The following is a 20,947-nucleotide window of genomic DNA, read 5'->3' as shown; positions in this document are numbered from 1 at the left end:
GAAGCAATCCAATGACAGCGCCATGCCCGAGAGCCACCCACCGATCGAACTCCAGGGAGTGAGTTTGACCGAGCTACAGCACCTCATCGACCAAAAGCGGCTGCCGCCCGTGGACAGGTGGAATCCAGAAAGTTGCGGGCATTCGGACATGCGCATCGCGCGCGACGGCACCTGGTACCACCAGGGTTCGCCAATCCGCCGTCCCTCCATGGTCCGGCTCTTTTCGACAGTCCTCAGGCGCGAGCCAGACGGACGCCACTTCCTCGTCACCCCGGTGGAAAAGCTCGAGATCGATGTTGAAGGCACCGCCTTCAGGGCAATTGCGATGCGCGTCGAGGGAGCCGGCGACAGCCAGCGGATCGGCTTTGCTCTCGACAGCGGTGATGCAGTGATCCTCGGGCCTCATCATCCCCTTCGGCTGTGCGACGGAGCAGGCGGTCCCTCCCCCCGCATCCTCGTCCGTCACGGCCTTGAGGCCGAGCTCTCGCGCCCCGTCTATTATGAGCTCGCCGAGGTCGCGCTCGCAGGAGGTCACAAGCCCGCTGGCGTAATGAGCAGCGGCGTCTTTTTCCCGCTGGAAGAACCTCGATGAACCTCGCGCGAAAGCTGTCAGGCGCGCTTGGCGAACCGCCTCGCGAGCCGCTGCTCGTCGGCGATCTTCCAGAACTTCGAACCGAGGCCGACGTCGAGGCGGCAGTCCTGATCGCGATCACCGACCGCCCTCTTCCGGGCATGATCCTCACCGTCCGCAGGGAGCACCTGCGCACCCATGCCGGCCAGATCGCCTTTCCGGGCGGAAGGCTCGATCCGGGCGAGGAAGCCATAGCGGCCGCGATTCGTGAAGCTCATGAGGAGATCCTGCTCGAGCCCTCCGCGGTGGACCTCATCGGCACGATCGAGCCCTACCGCACGGTCACTGGCTATGTCGTGACGCCGGTCGTGGGCGTGATCCCGGCCGACCTCCCGCTCCAGCCCCATGAGCAGGAGGTCGCCGACTGGTTCGAGGCGCCGCTCGGCTTCCTGCTCGACCCCCGCAACCAGCATGTGCGAAGCGCACTGTTCCAAGGAGCGACACGCCACTATTACGAAATCATCTGGAACGATCGCAGGATCTGGGGAGCGACCGCGGCGATGATCGTCAATTTGTCACGCAGGCTGCAGTGGCACTGACTCTCGACGCCGCGAAGTGGCGTAGAAAGCGCGGAATGAAGAGGCTTCTCGCCGCCCTCGGCGCCGAGCAGGGCCTGACCCGCTACGTCGGGGGCGCAGTTAGGGACGATCTCCTGGGCCTTGCTGTAAGCGACATCGATCTTGCGACGCGCATTCCGCCCGACGAGGTAATGGAGCGGCTCGAACGGGCGCGGATCAAGGCCGTTCCCACCGGTATTGATCATGGCACCATCACCGCGGTTAGCGATGCCCAGCCGTTCGAGGTGACAACGCTTCGGCGGGATGTGTCGACGGACGGCCGCCGCGCGACCGTAGCATTCACCGACGACTGGAAGGAGGATGCGGCGCGCCGCGACTTCACCATCAATGCCTTGTCCGCCGATCCCCTGACCGGAGAATTGTTCGATTATTTCGGGGGGCTGGCCGATCTTGAGCAGCGGCACGTCCGCTTCATCGGCGACCCGTTGCAGCGGATCGCCGAAGACCATCTCCGGATCCTTCGCTTCTTCCGGTTCCACGCAAGATTCGGCATCGGGCCGCCCGATGCAGCAGCACTTCGGGCCTGCACTTCCCGGGCCAACGACCTGATGGCGCTTTCAAGGGAGAGGATCGCAGACGAGATCCTCAAGCTTCTCGGCATGCCGGATCCTTCAAATACCGTCGCCATCATGCTCGAGCATGGCATCCTGCGGCCCGTCCTGCCCGAAATGCAGTCCACCTTCGTTCCTGGTCTTCGCTCACTCATCGAGGCCGAAAAGCAGGCCGGAATCGAACCCGACGCAATCCGGCGCCTGGCGTCGCTCCTTCCCGGGGATCCGAGTCTCGCCGAGGATATCGCCGTCCGCCTGCGGCTCTCGAACAAGGCACGGAAGCGCCTCGCCTGCGCCGCGGACCGATCCCTTGGCTCTTCCTCTCGGGTGCTCGCCTACAGGGTCGGAATGGACTGTGCCGCGGACCGCCTTCTTCTCGGCGGCCGGCCGCAAGACGCCGCCGAGATTTCGCTTTGGCACCGGCCGCGACTACCCATCGGAGGCGGAGCGCTCATCAAGCGTGGACTTCCCGAAGGCCCCGTCGTTGCAAGGACCCTGCGCGCCATCGAGGAGCGATGGCTCGAGGCCGGCTTCCCCAGCGCGGAGAAATTCGAAGCGATCGTAGAGGAAGCGGTGAAGGCGGCGCGCTGACCAGGAAGGATCAGCTGCCCAGCACTGCCGAACGCGCTACTGCAAGTTCGTTCGCGCTTTCCTGCCGGGGCACGGCCTCCACCGCGTGCTGAGGCGCAAGCACCTCGTAACGGGAGAACAGGTCCGCAAAATGCTCGTCCATGGTCCGCACGCGACAAGCCCTGGCGGCAGCAGCACGCTGCAGTTCGGGCCCGCGGTCGATGAAGCGGGCAATCGAGCGCTCGAGCGAAATCTGGCTCGCCGCGCGGTAAATGGTCCCGGCGCCAGGATGCAGCTGGTCGAAGACCGCGCCCCGATCGGGAACGATGAGCGGGATCCCGCTTGCCCGGGCCTCCGCCGCGACCATGCAGAAGGTCTCGGCCTCGCAACCATGGACCAGCGCGTCAGCACTCGCGAGAAGCCGGGCAAGCTCGTCGCGGTCCCCGATGGGCGGCAAGACCGCGACATGCGGGATCCGGTCGGCGAGCATTTCGAGGCTGAACCTCTTTGACCCGTCACCCACGAGAAGCATGCCGACCGGCCGCTTGCGGGAGATCTCCGCTACTGCGCGCAAAACCATGCCCCAGCGCTTCTCGGCGGAGAACCGGCCAACGCCGATCAGCAGGGTCGCGTCCGCATCCAGTCCGAGCGCGCAAAGCGCCTGTTCACGCAAGGTGGGCGAGCGCAGCGTCGGCGAGAACAGGCCCGCCTCTACTCCCATCGGAACGGTTTCGGCATTATCGAGACCGCCGTCGCGAAGCCGGCCAGTCAGCTGCCCGTTGGCACAGACGACCGTATCGAACATCCGGCTGAGACCCCGCAGGTGCCGCCAGAAGAGGCCGAAACAGCGGTCGATCTGCTTGATCGAAAGCATGCCGCCAAGCCAGCGATACGCGTAAGCTGCGAGCGGATCCGCATGCATCACGAGCGAGCGGCTTGCCGGTCCCTGCCAGCGCCCCACCATGGTGGCGCTCGACCAGGGCGAGGAAGCCTCGACATGGTCCGGCTGCCAGGCATCAAGCACTGCGTGAAGCGCGGCCTCGTCATCGAAATAGCGGTATCGACGGTCAACTGGGAGCCTGGGCGCTGGAATGGTCACCAAAAGTCCGCCCGGACCGCGCCTCACGACCTCGTGGCGTTCGCCCGGAGCAATCACGACCATCTCGTGACCGAAGCGCGCTGCGGCGCGCAGCTTCGCCTCCACATAAGTGCGGACTCCGCCGCCGGCGGGCGTGTAAAAAGCGCAGACGTCGGCGATACGCATCGGCATTAGGAGACGGTTGCCACAGCTAAAGTTCAAGTGAAGCTTTGTTAATGGGGTGGCGCCGAAGACAAGACAATCGCACATAGGATGGCATGACCCGCTCACGCCTGTTGCTGGCATCGATCCATGACGTCTCGCCGCGCTTCGAGGGAGAGATCGACCGCTTGATCGACCTCATGGCGCCGAAGCTTGGCGAGCGCTTGGCAATGCTCGTGGTTCCCAACCACTGGGGTGATGCGCCCATCGTTCCGGGCTCGCCCTTTGCCACCCGCCTGCGAAGCTGGGCCGACAAGGGAATCGAGATATTCCTTCACGGCTATTTCCACCGCGACACGAGCGTTCACGAAGGCGCCCTGGACCGGATGCGCGCCCGCTTCATGACAGCAAGCGAGGGTGAGTTCCTTGGCCTGTCGCGAGCCGAGGCATCAGAGCGCATAACCCTCGGGCGCAACCTGCTGGAGAGCGTGATCGGGCGCGGTATCGACGGCTTCGTTGCTCCGGCCTGGCTCTATGGCAGCGGTGCTCTTGAGGCGCTGCACGATGCAGCGGTGAGCCTTGCTGAGGACCATTTTCGCGTGTGGTCGCCCGCTTCGGGAAAGCAGCTGGCCCGGGGTCCGGTAATAACCTGGGCGAGCCGCACGCGGATGCGGCTGGCTTCGTCGCTGACGGCCGCCGCATTATTGAGACATGCACCACTTGAGGTGCTGAGGATTGGTGTTCACCCGCCGGACGTTCGCCACCCGGCTCTGATCGCAAGCATCGGGGCCACTCTTGAAAGAGCGAGGCGCTCAAGACTTCCGGGCCGCTACGGCGATCTCCTGCGCAATTAGAACTTCATCACCAAGCTGACCGCCGGCTTCTGCGAGAGAACGGGTGCGTCTCCGACCCGGACAACGCGTTTGCTGCGACCGTACATTCGGGCAAGGCCGACGCCCAGTAAGGCGTTTTTCGAGAGGCCCTGCTGCACGAGCATGCCGCCGATGAACGAAGAGGGATCCTCAATACCCTGTTGCGGGTATAGTCGAAGGTCGACGATGCGCTGGCGCGCCACAGCCGCAACATCGGTGCCCAAGAGCCCCTTCATTGCCTGCGCCTGCGCAGCCGTCGCCCATAGAAGCGGCACGACGGCAGCGGCGGAAACCCACCTCCGCATCGCCCGTCCACTCCTCTTTTACGAACGCGAAAAAAGATGAATTCGCGGTCGGTTCCAGAGGGCGAAATGGGCTCGTCCCGCTGTGGGCCAGGAAGGTCAGCGGCGCCGGCGCGAAGTCCAGAATTTGAGCGCCTCGCCCGGTTCCAGGGGCTTGGCGAAATAGAAGCCCTGGCCCGATGCACAACCGAGCGTCGCAAGCGTTGTTGCAAGCTCGACCGTTTCAATTCCCTCCGCGGTGGTCGACATGCCCAGCGCTTCGGCGAGACTGAGGATCGCACGCACAATGGCGACAGCGTCCGGATCGACCATCATTCCTGAAACGAAGCTCTTGTCGATCTTGAGCACGTCGATGGGCAGTCGCTGGAGATAGGCAAGGCTCGAATAGCCGGTCCCGAAATCATCCATCGCAAGCGTCGTATCTAGCGCCTTGAGGGCGTTGAAGACCCGCGTTGCCCGGACGGGATCCTGGACGATCGAGCTCTCGGTAAGCTCGAGGGTAAGCCGGTCGCCCCCGATGCCGCTCGCGAGAAGGGCACTCTCAACCATTCCCGCCACATCGTCACGTGCGACCTGGATCGCGGAGAGGTTGACGCTGACATAGAGCGGTAGCCGCTCGCCGGCCTGCTTGTCCCAGTCGGCAAGGGTCTGCGTCGCCTTGTCCATGGCCCATCGACCCAGCTGAAGGATGAGACCCGCTTCCTCGGCTACCGGAATGAACTCGGTCGGGCCGATCTCGCCTCGCTCCTCGTGATCCCACCGAGCGAGGGCCTCGAATCCCGCGACGTCGCCTGTCTTGAGGTTGATGAGTGGCTGATAGAAGAGCTCCAGCTGATCCTTGTCGAGCGCACGTCGAAGCTCGGTCTCGATAGAGAAGCGGCGGCGCGCTTCGGTCGCCTGCCTGGGCTCATAGACCTGCGGGCATCCGGCTCCCTTGGCCTGCTTCACCGCAAACTGCGCGTTGCGGAACAACTCCTCGGCATCGTTCTGGGGGTGCATCAGCGCAACGCCGATTGCGCACTCGACCCTGATTTCGAGTTCAGACAGCTTGAAGGGAGCGGCCATCACCTGCTGGATCCGCTCTGCCGCCTTCAGCGCGTCCTCCACTCCGCGGCGAAGGGACACCAACACACCGAACTCATTGCCGCCCGTGCGGGCGAGCACATCTCCCGCGCGAAGCGCGAGGATCAGCCGGCGCGCGAACGTGATCAGAAGCTCGTCGCCGGCAAGACTGCCCATCGACTCGTTGATCCGGCTGAACCGGAGCATGTCGACGACGAGGACCGCATGCTCGAGGTCCCGGGCGATCTTGTCGCCCGCCTGCTCGATGGCCTCGGTGAAGGCGAGCCGGTTGGGCAGGCCGGTCAGGCTGTCGCGCAGCATTTCGGCCCGCAATGTTCGCTCGGCCTGCACTTCGGGGGTCCGATCGACGACGCTCAGGAGACAGCGTGGCGCTCCTGCCGTCTTTTTTGGCAAGGGCGCAAGCTTCAGCCGGAAGAAGTGCGATGCAACGCCCTCCCCCTGCTTGAAATCGAGCTCACCTTTAAGGTTCGTGCCCTTGAAGAAGCCGTTGAGGAGGTCTGCGATCGGACCTTCCTTCAGGCAATCGGCTTCGTTCCAGTCGAGCGCGGTGCAGCTCGAGCGGCGAACGGTCTCGTCGAAACGGCCGTTGTGATCGACGACTTGGAGCTTTCCCTTTTCGGTGAGTTCGATGATTGCCGCAGCGATCGGGAGCGCGTTGAGCAAGGCTTGGTCGTCGACCGCCGAAAGGTGCGGTAACGCATTCAACTTGTCCGTCCGACGGAGCCTTTGAACGCCCGCCGAACGGTTCGCTGCAGCCTGCATCCCCGCTACTTGGCCCACAGGGGGTTAATTCGAAGTAACTTCCGCTCTCTGCTGCACCTTGTTAACGCCGTTTAGTTAACGCCTCACGAGAAGCGGTTGGTGCGGGGAAAGCCGATCGGGGGCATGCGCCCTGCGGCTCCGCGCGCTGCGCGCCACTGCGAAAGGTCGCTTTCCGTTCGCACGCGACCACTCTCCCCGCCGAGCGCCCAGCTAAGACCCTCGGCAAGGCGAAAGGCGACCGCATCCGAAAGGCCGCCGTCACGGTAACGCTGGAGAGTGACGCCCTGCCCGCGGGCCAGTTCCGGGAGCTCCGAGAGGGGGAACACGACCATCTTGCGGTTCTCACCAATCACCGCAACGGCATCGGCAGCGTCCGGAACGGGCCGAACCACGGCGACGCGGGCACCCGTCCTTACGTTCACGAGCTGCTTGCCTTTCCGGGTTTCTGCGAGCGTCGCATTGCCACTGGTGATGAAACCCTTGCCGTCGGACGAGGCGATCAGCAGCTTCATCTCGGGGCTCGCAACCAGAAGGTGGACGATATCGACCTCGGCATCGAGATCGATGAACAGGCGGACCGGCTCGCCGAAGCCCCGGGCGCTCGGCAGCTTGTCGCCAGCGAGCGTGTACACGCGTCCATTTGAAGCGAACAGCGCAAGACGGTCGGTCGTTTGGGCATGGAAGTGAATGAAGGGCGCGTCTCCCTCGCGCCACTTGAGATCGGCGACCTGGTCCAGTGCAAGATGACCCTTCATCGCCCGGATCCACCCGCGCTGCGACAAAATGACCGTGATCGGCTCCTTTTCGATCATTGCGGTCCAGTCGATCTCGCGCGTCGGCGCCACCTCTTCAATTCGCGTTCGACGATCGTCACCGAATTTCTCCTTCAATCCCTGGAGATCCCTCTTGAGCCGCGTACGCTGCCGCGCGGGGCTCTCCACGAGCTTTGAGAGCTCCTCGCGCTCCCTGGTCAGCGCACTGCGCTCGCGCCCGATCTCCATCTCCTCGAGCTTGCGCAGGCTGCGCAGGCGCATGTTGAGTATGGCTTCGGCCTGGCGGTCGATGAGCGAAAACTCGGCCATCAGCACGGGCTTGGGCTCGTCCATCGTGCGGATGATCTCGATGACCCGGTCGAGGTTGAGATAGGCGGCTAGGAAACCGTCAAGCAGCTCCACACGCTCGTCAATCTTGCCGATGCGCACCTGGCTTCGGCGCACGAGAACGTCGATCTGGAAGCTGAGCCAGGCCGTAAGTGCCTGCTTGAGGCTCATGACGCCCGGCGTCCGACTGGCGTCCAGGACGTTGAGATTGAGCGGGAAGCGGATCTCGAGATCAGTGAGGCGATAGAGACTTTCGAGAAGGAGGTCGGGATCGACGGTGCGCGCCCGCGGCTCGAGCACCAAGCGGACCTTCTCGTCGCTCTCGTCCTTCACGTCGGCAAGGATCGGGAGTTTCTTGTCGGCGATCAGCTGCGCGATCTGTTCGATCAGCTTCGCTTTCTGGACGCCATAGGGGATTTGGCTGACGAGGAGGTGCCAGCCGCCGCCCTTTTCGCGCTCCACGTCGACGCGGGCGCGAAGGCGGAAGGAGCCCCGGCCGGTCGCATATGCCTCGGCTATCGCCTCGCGGCTGTCGACGAGGACGCCGCCGGTCGGAAAATCGGGTCCCGCGACAAAGTCCATCAGGCTGATGTCGTCGGCCTTGGGATTGTCGATGAGGTGAACCGCAGCATCGATCAGCTCGGCGGCATTGTGCGGCGGGATGGACGTCGCCATTCCCACGGCAATTCCGCTGGCGCCGTTGGCAAGCAGGTTCGGAAAGAGTCCCGGAAAGACCTCGGGCTCCTCTTCCTCGCCGTTGTACGTCAGCCGGAAATCGACAGTGCCTTCGTCGAGACCTGCCATGAGTTGCATGGCGACCGGGGTGAGCCGCGCCTCGGTGTAGCGATAGGCGGCGGCGTTATCCCCGTCGATGTTGCCGAAATTGCCCTGTCCGTCGACCAGCGGATAGCGAAGCGCGAAATCCTGCGCGAGGCGGACCATCGCGTCATACACCGACTGGTCGCCATGTGGGTGATATTTGCCGATGACGTCGCCCACGACACGTGCGGATTTCTTGTATGCCCCGGTGGGATCGAGCCGCAGCAGCCGCATCGCCCAGAGCAGCCTTCGGTGCACAGGCTTCAGGCCGTCTCGGACATCCGGAAGCGAGCGAGCGGTGATCGTCGAAAGCGCATAGACGAGGTAGCGCTCGGAAAGTGCTGCATCGAACGGTGTTTCGATGACTGAAGAAATATCTGGGTCGGCCATGGTTCGTCGCTAGCAAGCGGACCCAGCGCCCGCCAGCGCTTCCTTGGTGTTGGAGAAGCGCTTTAGTGCTTCGTGTCAGCCTTCTGCTGTTCGGCGTTCGACTGGCAAACGGCCGCCGAGCCCTTGTTGCCCGAATTCTTGCCGCCGTCGTCGCTCGCGCAGGAATCGACGCGTCCTTCGGCGTCGATGTCGATGGGATCCCATTCGCTCGGATCGGCACCGCTCGTGACGCCAGTATCAATCGCGGTGTCCACGTCGCCGGCTGCGAGTTGCGAGAAATCGATCACAAAGTCCTGCGGCTTCTTTTTGTCCCCGTGGTCGATCGACGTGACGATTTCGTCTCGTGGGATGTGCGGTGGCGGTGGCGGTGGCGGCGGCGGCGGTGGCGGTGGCGGTGGCGGCGGCGGCGGTGGCGGCGGCGGCGGTGGTGGCGGCGGCGGCGGTGGTGGCGGCGGTGGCGGTGGCGGTGGCGGTGGCGGCGGCGGCGGCGGCGGTGGCGGCGGCGGTGGCGGCGGTGGCGGCGGCGGGGGTGGCGCGGGCGGCGCCGGCGGCGGCGGCGGCGGCGGTGGCGGCGGCGGCGGTGGCGGCGGCGGTGGCGGCGGCGGCGGCGGTGGCGGTGGCGGCGGTGGCGGCGGCGGCGGTGGCGGTGGCGGCGGCGGCGGCGGCGGTGGCGGCGGTGGCGGCGGCGGCGGCGGTGGCGGTGGCGGTGGCGGCGGATTGGCGTTGCCCTGCTGCCCGCCATTTCCGTTATTGCCGTTGCACGGATTGCCATTGCCCTTCGCGCACGGATCACCTGGTGGAGGTGGAGGCGGAGGTGGAGGTGGAGGCGGCGTTACTGGCGGAGGCGGAGGTGGCGGGGATGGATTGGCGTTGCCGTTGCCGCCGCCATTTCCGTTATTCCCGCCGCACGGATTACCATTGCCCTTTGCGCACGGATCCCCGGGCGGTACCTTACCGGTGCTTGCGCTGTCACCATTGGGATTGCCGCGGCCCGCATTGCTCTGCGCGGCCGCAAGGACAATGGTGCCCCCTTCCACACGCGCTGTGTCGGCGGCGCGAGCGAGGCTCCCCGCCACGACCAAGGCTGCCTGCGAAAAGGGCGTTGCTGCGGAGGCCCATTGAGCGGCCGTCACGTTAGCTGCAACGTCGAATGAACCCTGATTTACGACAACTTCCTGAACCGGAGCAGGCGGAGGACCTGCCGCCGCAACCACGACGGCTGGACTGCCGTTAGCCTGCGAGGGACCCGCGCCGCTCGACGACCTGCCAGGCCCCGGTCCACCGCTCGCACCCGTCCCCGAGCCATCTGAAGAAGCAGTCGAGACGGCACTCGAGGGTGAAGATCCCGTGGACGCCGAAGGTGCGGCGGGCTGTGAACTGTTGCCTTGTGCCGAACCGCCACCCGACGAACCTGAACCGGACTGGGGACCGGCGGGCGGCAGACCGCTACTTGATCCTGCGCTGCCGGGCGAAGCTGGCGCAGGTCCTGCACCCGCGGATGAAGCGGCAGGGACAGCGCTATTGGGTGGACCCGCGTTTGGCGGCGCGCCGGCGTTTGGAGGAGGACCTGCATTAGGCGGAGGACCCGCGTTGGGCGGTGGGCCCGTGTCAGGAGGTGCTCCCGCGCCGGGCGGCGGCCCGGAATTGGGCGAAGGACCCACACTCGGAGGCGGTCCCGCGTTTGGCGAAGGACCGGCATTTGGCGAAGGACCGGCATTCGGCGGAGGACCGGCATTCGGCGGAGGACCGGCGTTCGGCGGCGGACCGGCCGTAGGCGGTGCGCCAGCGCCGGGCGGCGGGCCTACACTAGGCCCAGCGCTCGGTGGTCCGGCGTTCGCCGGCAGAATAGTATCTGGAAGCGGGCCACCGCCCGTCGAGACGCTTCCGGTCGGCAGGCTGGTGTTGGGCGTAGGTCCAAGACTGGGCTGCGCAGGACTTACATGGAGATCGGGTCCCGTGTTTGGTGGAGGACCAGCGTTTGGTGGAGGACCGGCGTTCGGTGGAGGACCGGCGTTCGGTGGAGGACCAGCGTTGGGCGGCGGGCCTGCACTTGGTGGCGGCCCCCCGTTTCCGTGGACCTCGACCCGAGGCGAGGGACCCGGGCTCATCGACCCTGCCCACGAGGGCGGAGTCGCACGAGCCGATCCGAGGCCGATTGTTGTCGAAGCCACGGTCAGCGCAGCAATCGCACAGGCGCAGAGTAGCCCTGCCCGCCCCCGAACGCGCGCACACCCGCTGTCTTGTGACGCCAAACGAACCACAGCGCTCCTTTTGCCCCTTGAGGAGACGCGACTCGACCAAAATCCTAAGCTTGAGAACGGAGGCGTCCGCTGAATCGGTTAACAAAGCAAGTGAAAAGGTTAACCATGTCCGTAAAAAGCAATATTTAACGACGTCCCATTCCGGGAGTCGCCGGTCTCAATCAGCCGATGCTCGCCTGCTGCAAGTCGGGGGCCACGAGACCGGAACTCCCCCATCCGCCGTCTTGCTCGCGAAGCGCCTTTTCCATCTCAGCCACCAGCCATTCGCGAAACCGCTTGACCTTGGGCACCATTCTCCGCTCGCGCGGATAGGCAAGCCAATAGGCCCATCCACGTGTCGAGACGCGATCGGCAAACGGCATGCACAATCTTCCGGCGGCGACATCGCCCTTCCACAGAAGCGGCGTCAGCAACGCAAATCCCTGCCCGGCCATTGCCGCATGCCCCTCGTTGGCCTGGTTTTCGAGCCTGATGCCAGCACGCCGAAGCACCGATTCGTCGGCGGGAACGCCGTTGTCGGAAAACCATTGCTGCCACCAATCGTCGCTTGGATTGATGCGGTTTTGATGGGGCAGGTCGGCAGGCTCCAAGGGACGGCCAAGCTTGCGCTCCACGAGCGCGATACAGTCGGGGCTGGCCATCGGAGTGAACGCCGATTCGAACAACCGATACTCCTCCAGCCCCTCCCAACCGCCATTCCCAGCCCGGACAGCGACATCAGCATCACCCCCACGAACGTCGCACAGCTCGTTGCTGGTCGTCATTCGGACAGCAAGGTCCGGGTGCTCCATCTGAAATGCACCGAGGCGCCAGGCCAGCCAGGTATTGGCGAAGGTGTGCGTCGTCGTGATCGTCAGAAGCGTTTCGTCTTCCTCGCGGTGACTGGCAAATGCCGCCTCGATGGCGTCAAAGGCGCCCGAGAGTGCCGGTAACAGGCGCTGGCCAAGCGGCGTGAGGCGCGCCCTCCCTTTCTCGCGGACGAACAGGGGAGAGCCAAGACGCTCCTCCAGGCTCTTCACTTGGTAGGAGACCGCCGCCTGCGTCATGCCGAGTTCAGCGGCTGCCGCTGTAAAGTTTTCGGTCCTCGCGGCAGCTTCGAAAGCCCGGATCGCCGCGAGTGGTGGAAGCCGCCTCATCAACTCACCTCATAAGTGTGATTTATCGCTTCCTTCGAGCGTTTGATTGGCGGAACGAATAGAGAAAACATATTTCCACATCAAGTCGCCGGCGGGGATAGATCCCTCCCCCAACAGCCCGCCCCGCCGGTGGCCATCAACAGGAAAGGAGACTTGCCATGGCTTATGGCCTCAGCAGCCGTGCGCCCATCGAAGACGGCCCTGTTGGGCAGGTCACCAGCGTCGAGATCACGCAGTCGACATTGCGGGGATGGCGGGCGTTGAGCGAGGCCTGCAGGCTTGAAGTTGTCGAGCACGCCCTTCGCGCAGCGAACGACCGCATCGACGGCTATCCCATCGCACTCTGACTTCGCCCGCAAGAACGAGGAAGCAGCCGACGTCAGCGGCAGCCAGCTGCCGCTGCAAGAAACGAGAGAGGAAAGGATGGTCACCATGGTGGACGAACTTTACGACCGTCACTACCGCGAGAGCCGCGCCGAATTGAACGCCGCGATCGCCAGTGCGTTTGCGCGCCTCGGCAGCGCTGTAGGCAATGCGTTCAACGTCTTGAATCGCATCGAGTACTCGGCACCCTGGACAGCAAAGTCCCGGCGCGCGCGGTCCCACTGATTATCGAAGAGGAGCGCGGACTAGCACGCACCGCGCTCCTCGCTTATAGCGCCCGCTCCTTCGACAATTGCTTTGGAGTGACGCGAACCGTGGCTCGCCGCCGTCAGATCTATGAGGGCAAGGCCAAGATCCTCTACGAGGGTCCGGAGCCCGGCACTTTGATTCAGTATTTCAAGGACGATGCAACCGCGTTCAACGCGCAGAAGCGCGGCACGATCAGCGGAAAGGGCGTCATCAACAACCGCATCTCTGAGCACATCTTCACCTCGCTTTCCGCGATCGGTGTGCCGACACATTTCATCCGTCGGCTGAACATGCGCGAACAGCTGATTCGCCAGGTCGAGATCATTCCGATCGAGGTGGTGGTGCGGAACGTCGCTGCCGGCTCCCTTTCCAAGCGCCTCGGCATCGAGGAGGGTACGCAACTCCCCCGGACGATCATCGAATATTATTACAAGGACGATGCTCTCGGCGACCCGATGATCGCGGACGAACATATCGCCTGTTTCGGCTGGGCAACGCAGGACGAAATGAACGACATCGCCGACATGGCGATTCGGGTGAACGATTTCCTGTCCGGCATGTTCGCAGCGATCGGAATTCGCCTGATCGACTTCAAGCTGGAGTTCGGCCGCGTGTGGGATGGCGATTATTCGCGCGTGATCCTTGCCGACGAGATCAGTCCCGACGGCTGCCGGCTGTGGGACATCAAGACCAACCAGAAACTCGACAAGGACCGCTTCCGGCAGGACCTCGGCGGCGTCGAGGAAGCCTATCAGGAAGTCGCCCGACGCCTGGGACTACTCCAGCCAGAGGATGAATCGGCAGTCCTCGACTTCGACACCCACCGCAAGAAACGCGGCCGCTAGGCCACGATCATCCCGCCCAATGTCGTATTCGAGGTGAAATCCTCGCCCGGCGACCTGGCGCCGCGCCGACCCTTAAGCCCTCCTCTTGCTAGACGCACCCTCGGTCCGCAATTGCGCTTTGAATGAAGCGCGTCCGGGTCGTCACATTGAATGCTGCGCTCGAGCCGCTCGATTACCGGGTGCCCGAGGGTATGACGATTGAACCTGGATCCATCGTTGTCGCCCCGCTCGGACCACGCCAGCTCTTGGGCGTCGCATGGGAAACGGAACGTCTTCCCACCAAAGAAGTGCCCGATGCACGCCTGCGGCCGCTCGCAGGCGTGATGGACGTACCACCCCTCGCCGCGCCCCTGCGACGGCTTTGCGAGTGGACTGCCGACTATTATCTCAGTCCGCTTGCCTCGGTGCTGCGGATGGTCCTCCCCTCCTCGGCCGCGCTCGATGGTCCGCGCCAGCTCGTCGAGTACCGGCCCACCGGCCTGGTGCCCGGTCGTCTAACGCCGCAGCGTGAGAAGGCCTTGGCGTCGCTGGAAGGCCGCCAGGGCACCATCCGTGAGCTCGCAGCTCACGCCGGGGTCAGCGACGCCGTCCTGCGGGGACTGGTGAATGCAGGAGCGATCGAAGCCGTCGCAATAGACGCCGACCGCCCGCTCTCCTGCCCTGATCCCGACTTTGCACCGCCAGGGCTCAACCATGACCAGCGGCAGGCCGCCGAAAGTCTCGTCTCCGCCGTCGGCAAGGGGTTCGACCCCGTCCTCCTCGACGGAGTGACGGGCTCGGGCAAGACCGAAGTCTATTTCGAAGCGATCGCGGAGTGCCTCCGAAGGAACATGCAGGCCCTCGTTCTTCTTCCAGAAATCGCGCTCACGCAGCCCTTCCTCAACCGCTTCGAAGCGCGGTTCGGCTGCACTCCAATTGCCTGGCATTCCGACCTTCGCTCGTCGCAGCGCCGGCGTGCCTGGCGAGGAATCGCGAGCGGAGAAGCAGCCGTCACAGTCGGCGCACGCTCGGCGCTTTTCCTGCCTTACGCGAGGCTGGGCCTGATCGTCGTTGACGAGGCGCATGAGCCCTCATTCAAGCAGGAAGAAGGGGTCCAGTATCACGCGCGCGACACGGCAGTGATGCGCGCCAAGTTCGAAGACATCCCCGTCGTCCTCTCGACGGCAACGCCGCCAATAGAGAGCAAACACATGGTCGAGCTGAACCGCTACCGCGAAGTGAGCCTCACGGCGCGCTTCGCCGGCGCCTCAATGCCGGACATCCGGGCGATCGACCTTACGGAGGACCCGCCCGAGCGCGGTCGCTGGCTCGCGCCGCAGCTCGTCAGCGAAATCGAGGCCAACCTCGAGCGGGGCGAGCAGTCGCTCCTCTTCCTCAATCGCCGCGGCTTTGCACCGCTGACGCTCTGCCGCCACTGCGGCCACCGGTTCCAGTGCCCTAACTGCACGGCCTGGATGGTCGAGCATCGGCTGATGCGCCGCCTTGCCTGTCACCATTGTGGCCATGTGATGCCGCCCCCAAAGGCCTGCCCCGAATGCGGCGAGGAGGACAGTCTCGTCGCCTGCGGACCCGGGGTCGAAAGGATTGCCGACGAGGTAGCGACGCTGTTCCCGGAGGCGAGGACGGCGATCGTCACGTCGGACACGATCTGGTCTCCGCTCCGCGCGGCGGAGTTCGTGGCGGCGATGGATGCGGGCGCAATCGACGTGGTCGTGGGGACGCAGCTCGTGACCAAGGGTTACCATTTTCCAAACCTGACCTTGGTGGGGGTGGTCGACGCCGATCTCGGGCTTGCAGGAGGCGATCTGCGGGCAGCCGAGCGCAGCTTCCAGCAGATACAGCAGGTCGCGGGCCGAGCAGGTCGCGGCAACAAGCCAGGGCGGGTTTTCGTCCAGACCCACGATCCCGACGCGCCCGTTATCGCCGCGCTCGTGAAGGGCGACGCCGCCGGCTTCTATGCCGCCGAGACTGAGGCTCGCCGAGAGGCTGCCATGCCCCCGTTCGGCCGTCTTGCAGCGATCATCGTCTCGGCCGAGGACGCATCCCAAGCAGAAGGCGTCGCGAGGCGCATCGGCCAAGCGGCTCCCGAGGTGGAAGGTATGGCTGTGTTCGGACCGGCGCCAGCACCTCTTGCCATGCTCCGCGGCAGGCACCGCCAGCGGCTCCTGGTTCACGCTCGAAGGAGCCTCGACGTCCAGGAAGTGATCCGGGACTGGCTCGAGAAAATCGAATGGAGCGCCAAGGTCCGCGTCAGCGTCGACGTCGACCCTTACAGCTTCCTTTGAAGAAGCAGGCATTGCGTCGTCTCCCGACCGCGCTAGACTTCTCCTGCCGAAGCTGGAGGAACAATGTCTTCTGCGGGTTTGCGTGCGTTAGCCGGGCTTGTTGCGGTTTCTATGGCGAGCATCTGCAATGCAGCATGGCTGCGCGCTGGCAGCACCCACTTCATTATCTATGCGGATGAAAATCCCGCACAGCTTCGCGCGTTCGCCGAGAAGCTCGAGCGGTTCGATAATGCGGTGCGCCACGTCCGGAACATGGATGATCCCCCGATCGGAGATGGCAACCGGCTGACCGTCTTCGTGGTTCGAAGCGACGGCGAGGTCCAGAAACTCATCCACGACAAGACCGGGGACGTACGCGGCTTCTATATCCCAAGGGCGTCCGGGTCGGTGGCGTTCGTTCCCCGAAAATCCGGAAGCGGCTCGGAATGGGACCTCGATGCCGACATCGTCTTTTTCCACGAGTATGCCCATCATCTCATGATGCAGGACCTCGATGCGCCGGTCCCCCCCTGGCTTGTCGAGGGCTTCGCCGAGTTCATGTCCACGGCTTCGTTCGAGAAGGACGGTTCGGTAGACCTCGGAATCGCGGCCAAACATCGAGCCTACAGCCTGATGCTCGGAACCAAGCTTCCGATCGAGCGCATCCTCGACGGATCAAATCCAAGAATCGGGACGGAGGAGGGCGAGTCGCTCTATGCGAGAGGTTGGCTGCTCACTCATTACTTGACGTTCGAACCGTCGAGGCGCGGCCAACTCGACAAGTATCTCGACGGGATTGCGCACGGGATTGACCCTCTCCAATCGGCGCGGACGGCGTTCGGGGACCTCAAGCAGCTTGACCGGGAAATCGATAAATATGTCGAGCGGCCCAAGCTCAATTTCATCAAGGTTTCTGCAAGCGCCATCAAGGGCGGGTCCATCGACATGCAGGCCCTCAGCGAGGGCGCTTCGGCTGTGCTTCCGTTCCGGATCCAGTCCAAGCGCGGCGTGAACCAGGAGACTGCAGAGCCGCTGGCGGCCCAGGTGCGCGCTGTGGAAGCACGTTACCCGGGCGACGAGCTCGTCGAACTGACCCTTGCGGAAGCCGAGCTTGACGCGGGCCACCCGGACGCTTCGGAAGCTGCAGCGGATCGCTCGCTCAAGATCGATCCGCGCTCTACCGAAGGGATGATCTTCAAGGGCCGCGCAATCGGCCAGCGGGCGGAAAAGCTCGAGGGAGCGGCTCGTCACCCGGCATTCGCCGAGGCACGCGACCTCTTCATCGCTGCAAACAAGATCGACACCGAGGATCCCGAGCCGCTCGCGCTCTACTACCGGACTTATTTGCAGGAAGGCGTCAGACCCACGACCAACGCGATTGCAGCACTGCACTATGCCTCGGACCTCGCGCCGCAGGACAAGGGTCTTCGAATGACCTCGGCTGTCGCTTATCTGAAAGAGGGCAAGTCCGCCGAAGCCAAGCGTGCGCTTACACCCGTGGCCTACGATCCGCACGGCGGCGGGCTCGCCGACGTTGCCCGCGCAATGATCGGCAAGATCGATTCAGGGAATGCGACAGCCGCGCTCGCGACAAGGACGGACGAGGCCGCAAGCGAACCCGGTTCGCACTAGGCGGCTCAATGGCGTTCCCATGAGGGTCTCACGAGCTCGCCGCGTTTGATTGCAAGCCGCAGGAACCACACTCCCGCACTTGTTGCTACAACCACGGCAATCACGGACCCTTCCAGCCCGAACGGACCTCCCGATAGAAGTTGCGGGCCCGTTATCGAGGCACGGATCGCTCCTGAGGCGGGACCTCCTGAAACTGGCACCCCGAAGACTGGTCCTTCCACGAAGTTCCACGCAGCGTGCAGGCCGATGGGCATCCAGAGACTGCGGGTGAGCATGTAGACGGCGCCAAGGAGCAGCCCGGCTTCGACTGCGATCGCCAAGGATGAGAACCATGTCGCACCGGGATTGAGGATGTGCGCGAGCCCGAACAAGGCTGATGTTAATCCGAGCGCGGCCCAGCTTCCGGCAAATTCTTCGATCCAACGAAAGAGAATCCCCCGAAACAGAAGCTCTTCGGTGAATGCAGGCACCATCGCGACACCGACAAGTGCGGCAAGCATGCCGGAGAAGTCGCCGCTACCAACAATTTTGTAGACGCCAAGAGCGAAAGCTATTCCGACGACGACGGTGAAAATCACGAGGCCCGCGAGAACGCCCTTCCCGAGGCCGGGAAGCGAATCCGTCACCTCCAGGTCATCGCGCGGGATTTCGCCGAGGCGGACGATCGCCAGCTTATAGGTGGCGATCACCAGCCCGAGAACGATCGCATCCTTGGCGATACTGCCGGCCGGCGATGCAGGAAGAAGCGAACCAAGAAGAGTTCCGAACGCTGCAGAGGCGAAGTAAAGCAGGATCGCCGCCGCCATCTCGATCAAGGGAAAGGTGGCGATGCTTGACCATTCCGGCAGGCTTGCGCGCCGTGCGTCCTCGTTCGCTTCCAATCGTTTCTCCGGGTCGGTCATGATTGTGCCGAGCCGGCGCAATCCTGTGACTCCCTATTCGACGAGAGGCAATTCCGGGGCAAGGAGCTCATGACCCTCGGAGGCGAGCAACTTCTTCTTGCGCGCTACGCCGCCGCCATAACCGCCCAGCGATCCATCGCTGCGGATCACCCGGTGACATGGGATGAGAACACAGACGTGATTGTCGCCATTTGCCGAGCCGACAGCTCGAACGGCCTTGGGGTGACCGATCGCTGCGGCGATTTGTGCATAGCTGCGGGTTTCCCCTGCCGGGATCTTGCGTAGCTCGCGCCAGACGGCTTCCTGAAAGGCCGTGCCGGCGACGTCGATCGGCAGGTCGTGCGCCGCGAGCGGCTGTTTGATCGCGGAAAGGGCGCCTTCGACCAGCTCCTTGAGGCCGCCGGGATCCTCGCAAATGGCGGCCTTGGGAAACAGCCGCTCCAGTGACTCAACACTGTCGTCGAACGTCAGGCGGCAAATTCCCCTGTCGGTAGCGGCGATCAACATCCGTCCGAGCGGGCTGTCGAACATCGCCCACCGAATCGTCGCGCCGCTGCCACCGTCGCGCCAAGCCGAGGGTGTCATGCCGAGCCTTTCCCTCGCATCGCTGTAAAAACTGCTGGGGGCCGAATAGCCTGCTTCGTAGACCGCATCCGTCACTCGGCCGCGGGTCTTGAGTGCAGCCTCGGTCCGGCGATTGCGCAGACCCCGAGCATATTCTGCGGGCGAGACACCAAGATCACGCTTGAAGATGCGTTGGAAATGATGAGGGGCATAACCGACCGCATCGGCGATCTCACCAAGACTAGGCGCTTCTTCGGCGGATTCGATTAACTCGACCGCCTTTGCAACTGCGGTTCGATCGCGCGCGACTTCATCAGGCTTGCACCTGAGGCAAGGCCGGTAGCCTGCCGCCCGCGCCTCATCCCGGGTCAGGAAGAATTCGACGTTCTCGCGCCTGGGCCGGCGCGCGGGGCAGCTCGGCTTGCAGTAAATGCCGGTGGTTTTGACGGCTCCCAAGATGCGCCCGTCCCAGGCGCGATCCCGGCGCATGAAGGCCGCCCAGGCCGTGTCCGCATCGAGGCGGGCGACATTCTCCATTGCCCTTGATCTAGGCGCCTCTGCGACCTGCGCAAGCATAGTCATTTCCTTTCTATCCGCGCAGCGAAGCAGCCGCGAGCGGCGTTGTGCGCGTGTATCGTCTTGATGGTGGGATTCTGGAACAGCTCGCGAATTCCCGCATCAGCCGCCCCCGGTTGGGCGAGCAGCGCATCCGCCATCATGCCGTCGGCATCAAAGCCCCGCAGCGACAGCACCCGGGTATGAAAGACGGGCGGGGCCTGATCGACATATTCGGCAGCCTCGCCCTCGCCTTCAGTGACGAAAATGGCATGGCTGGAGCGATAGGGATTCGTGACGTCGTGACTGACGTGGTTCAGCAATAGAACCTGGTCACCGATGTCGCGGTCGGTGAGGCTGACCCGGCAAGGGAAACTTGGCTTTTTCGTGACCGTCATCCGCACTACTCCGTGCTTGGCCAACTCCTCGTCGGCGAGCCCGAACAGCGGCTGGAAGGGCGCGGGATCCAGTCCTCGAACGACATAAGACATGCGAATTGCTCCTTTCGAATGCCACCCTAGCCAAGTCGTCCACCCACCGGCTTCCGCAGGCTTGCGCTCAAACAAAGACTCAGGCGGTTGCATCGCTGCGAACCCCTTGCTAGTGGCCGCGCCAACTGGTGGGGGCGTGCGGGGTTAGCCCGTTTTCACGCCCCGTTTTTCGCATCAGGGCAACATCCGTTTCTGGAGCTTTTCGCGCGTGGAGACATCCGGCGGCATTCGAGCCAGCTTAGCAGGGCGTTACGCGTCTGCTTTGTTCGACCTTGCTCGCGATCAGAGGCAGATCGAATCAGTTGGCAAGAGTCTCGATGCCCTCAATGAGGCGCTTGCAGGCTCAAATGACCTGGCGGAGATGATCGACAGTCCCCTCGTTTCGCGGGAGGAAGCCGGCAGGGCCCTTGCGGCCCTCGCCCCCCAGCTGCACCTTGATCTCACCACCACCAATTTCCTCGGCGTCCTCGCGAGGAATGGACGCAAGCGCCAGCTGCGCTCGATTATCGGAGCCTACCGGCGGCTTGCCTCCGAGCATCGGGGCGAGACCAGCGCCCAGATCGTCACGGCAAGGCCCTTGAACGACGATCAGCTTGCCCAACTTAGGCAGCAGCTTCGTACCCGCGCCGGCCGGGATGTGAACATCGACGCGACCGTCGACCCCAACATTCTCGGCGGAATCGTCGTCAAGCTGGGAAGCCAGCAGATCGACGCTTCAATCCGCACCAAACTCAACCGACTCGCCCAGGCGATGAAAGGCTAAGCA

Annotated in this window: 20 protein-coding genes; 11 read left to right on the top strand and 9 right to left on the bottom strand. The window is 64.1% G+C overall.

Going from position 1 to position 20,947, the window contains the following annotated elements; translation table 11 throughout:
* The first annotated feature begins 22 nt into the window (after nt 1-22).
* Genes V8192_RS13260 through V8192_RS13250 form a run of 3 tightly spaced genes read left to right on the top strand, consistent with a single transcriptional unit; the run spans nt 23 to nt 2,351 of the window.
* Entirely contained in the window at nt 23-592 is a 570-nt protein-coding gene (locus V8192_RS13260; protein WP_341633825.1) for a DUF1285 domain-containing protein, read from the top strand.
* The gene (locus tag V8192_RS13255) at nt 589-1,170 is read left to right on the top strand and encodes a CoA pyrophosphatase (protein WP_341633578.1); all 582 of its coding nucleotides are present in this window, start codon (nt 589-591) and stop codon (nt 1,168-1,170) included. Before V8192_RS13260 ends, V8192_RS13255 begins: the two co-directional genes overlap by 4 nt.
* Nucleotides 1,161-2,351 carry a CCA tRNA nucleotidyltransferase gene (locus V8192_RS13250; protein ID WP_373276359.1) on the top strand — a complete coding sequence of 397 codons (1,191 nt, stop codon included), beginning with the start codon at nt 1,161-1,163 and terminating at the stop codon, nt 2,349-2,351. Before V8192_RS13255 ends, V8192_RS13250 begins: the two co-directional genes overlap by 10 nt.
* 10 nt (nt 2,352-2,361) lie before the next feature.
* On the opposite strand, the gene V8192_RS13245 is transcribed toward V8192_RS13250, so the two are convergent.
* The gene (locus V8192_RS13245) at nt 2,362-3,600 is read right to left on the bottom strand and encodes a glycosyltransferase (RefSeq protein ID WP_341633576.1); all 1,239 of its coding nucleotides are present in this window, start codon (nt 3,598-3,600) and stop codon (nt 2,362-2,364) included.
* A gap of 86 nt (nt 3,601-3,686) precedes the next feature.
* Between V8192_RS13245 and V8192_RS13240 the strand changes: the two genes are divergently transcribed.
* The gene (locus V8192_RS13240; RefSeq protein ID WP_341633575.1) at nt 3,687-4,424 is read left to right on the top strand and encodes a DUF2334 domain-containing protein; all 738 of its coding nucleotides are present in this window, start codon (nt 3,687-3,689) and stop codon (nt 4,422-4,424) included.
* On the opposite strand, the gene V8192_RS13235 is transcribed toward V8192_RS13240, so the two are convergent.
* The 4 genes from V8192_RS13235 to V8192_RS13220 all read right to left on the bottom strand — a co-directional run bounded on the left by V8192_RS13235 (nt 4,421) and on the right by V8192_RS13220 (nt 9,185).
* The gene (locus V8192_RS13235; RefSeq protein ID WP_341633574.1) at nt 4,421-4,747 is read right to left on the bottom strand and encodes a hypothetical protein; all 327 of its coding nucleotides are present in this window, start codon (nt 4,745-4,747) and stop codon (nt 4,421-4,423) included. The genes V8192_RS13240 and V8192_RS13235 overlap by 4 nt on opposite strands.
* A 96-nt stretch (nt 4,748-4,843) precedes the next feature.
* Nucleotides 4,844-6,589 (bottom strand): putative bifunctional diguanylate cyclase/phosphodiesterase, encoded by a 1,746-nt coding sequence (locus V8192_RS13230; protein ID WP_341633573.1) that lies wholly within the window; start codon nt 6,587-6,589, stop codon nt 4,844-4,846.
* 83 nt (nt 6,590-6,672) lie between these two features.
* Nucleotides 6,673-8,898: a DNA topoisomerase IV subunit A gene (gene parC, locus V8192_RS13225; protein WP_341633572.1), complete on the bottom strand. Its 2,226-nt coding sequence runs from the start codon at nt 8,896-8,898 to the stop codon at nt 6,673-6,675.
* A gap of 62 nt (nt 8,899-8,960) precedes the next feature.
* A complete protein-coding gene (locus tag V8192_RS13220) occupies nt 8,961-9,185 on the bottom strand; it encodes a hypothetical protein (protein WP_341633571.1) in 225 nt (74 codons plus the stop codon).
* Nucleotides 9,186-9,204: 19 nt separating this feature from the next.
* Here V8192_RS13220 and V8192_RS13215 point away from each other — a divergent pair, with 19 nt between their 5' ends.
* Complete coding sequence (locus V8192_RS13215) at nt 9,205-10,020, top strand: hypothetical protein (protein WP_341633570.1); 816 nt, start codon at nt 9,205-9,207, stop codon at nt 10,018-10,020.
* 1,300 nt (nt 10,021-11,320) lie between these two features.
* Here the strand turns inward: V8192_RS13215 and V8192_RS13210 are convergent.
* Nucleotides 11,321-12,295 (bottom strand): LysR substrate-binding domain-containing protein, encoded by a 975-nt coding sequence (locus V8192_RS13210; RefSeq protein WP_341633569.1) that lies wholly within the window; start codon nt 12,293-12,295, stop codon nt 11,321-11,323.
* A 158-nt stretch (nt 12,296-12,453) separates the two neighbouring features.
* Between V8192_RS13210 and V8192_RS13205 the strand changes: the two genes are divergently transcribed.
* The 5 genes from V8192_RS13205 to V8192_RS13185 all read left to right on the top strand — a co-directional run bounded on the left by V8192_RS13205 (nt 12,454) and on the right by V8192_RS13185 (nt 17,669).
* Nucleotides 12,454-12,642 carry a hypothetical protein gene (locus tag V8192_RS13205; RefSeq protein WP_341633568.1) on the top strand — a complete coding sequence of 63 codons (189 nt, stop codon included), beginning with the start codon at nt 12,454-12,456 and terminating at the stop codon, nt 12,640-12,642.
* 85 nt (nt 12,643-12,727) lie between these two features.
* Nucleotides 12,728-12,904: a hypothetical protein gene (locus V8192_RS13200; protein ID WP_341633567.1), complete on the top strand. Its 177-nt coding sequence runs from the start codon at nt 12,728-12,730 to the stop codon at nt 12,902-12,904.
* A gap of 89 nt (nt 12,905-12,993) precedes the next feature.
* Nucleotides 12,994-13,773, top strand: a complete 780-nt coding sequence (gene purC / locus V8192_RS13195; RefSeq protein WP_341633566.1) for a phosphoribosylaminoimidazolesuccinocarboxamide synthase — start codon at nt 12,994-12,996, stop codon at nt 13,771-13,773.
* Between the two features lie 122 nt (nt 13,774-13,895).
* Entirely contained in the window at nt 13,896-16,058 is a 2,163-nt protein-coding gene (locus tag V8192_RS13190) for a primosomal protein N' (RefSeq protein WP_341633565.1), read from the top strand.
* A 111-nt stretch (nt 16,059-16,169) separates the two neighbouring features.
* Nucleotides 16,170-17,669 (top strand): hypothetical protein, encoded by a 1,500-nt coding sequence (locus tag V8192_RS13185; protein WP_341633564.1) that lies wholly within the window; start codon nt 16,170-16,172, stop codon nt 17,667-17,669.
* A 5-nt stretch (nt 17,670-17,674) separates the two neighbouring features.
* Here the strand turns inward: V8192_RS13185 and V8192_RS13180 are convergent, their stop codons facing one another.
* Genes V8192_RS13180 through V8192_RS13170 form a run of 3 tightly spaced genes read right to left on the bottom strand, consistent with a single transcriptional unit; the run spans nt 17,675 to nt 20,181 of the window.
* On the bottom strand, nt 17,675-18,571 hold the full coding sequence (locus V8192_RS13180; RefSeq protein WP_341633563.1) for a CPBP family intramembrane glutamic endopeptidase: 897 nt from the start codon (nt 18,569-18,571) through the stop codon (nt 17,675-17,677).
* Nucleotides 18,572-18,604: 33 nt separating this feature from the next.
* The gene (locus tag V8192_RS13175; RefSeq protein ID WP_341633562.1) at nt 18,605-19,672 is read right to left on the bottom strand and encodes a bifunctional transcriptional activator/DNA repair enzyme AdaA; all 1,068 of its coding nucleotides are present in this window, start codon (nt 19,670-19,672) and stop codon (nt 18,605-18,607) included.
* A gap of 41 nt (nt 19,673-19,713) precedes the next feature.
* Nucleotides 19,714-20,181 carry a DUF1203 domain-containing protein gene (locus V8192_RS13170; RefSeq protein WP_341633561.1) on the bottom strand — a complete coding sequence of 156 codons (468 nt, stop codon included), beginning with the start codon at nt 20,179-20,181 and terminating at the stop codon, nt 19,714-19,716.
* Between the two features lie 208 nt (nt 20,182-20,389).
* Here V8192_RS13170 and V8192_RS13165 point away from each other — a divergent pair, with 208 nt between their 5' ends.
* Nucleotides 20,390-20,944 (top strand): F0F1 ATP synthase subunit delta, encoded by a 555-nt coding sequence (locus tag V8192_RS13165; protein WP_341633560.1) that lies wholly within the window; start codon nt 20,390-20,392, stop codon nt 20,942-20,944.
* Nucleotides 20,945-20,947: the final 3 nt, after the last annotated feature.

Origin of the sequence: Sphingomonas agri, from assembly GCF_038148795.1 — a bacterium.
Lineage (GTDB): Bacteria > Pseudomonadota > Alphaproteobacteria > Sphingomonadales > Sphingomonadaceae > Sphingomicrobium > Sphingomicrobium agri.
This window is presented reverse-complemented; position numbering and strand designations above follow the sequence as displayed.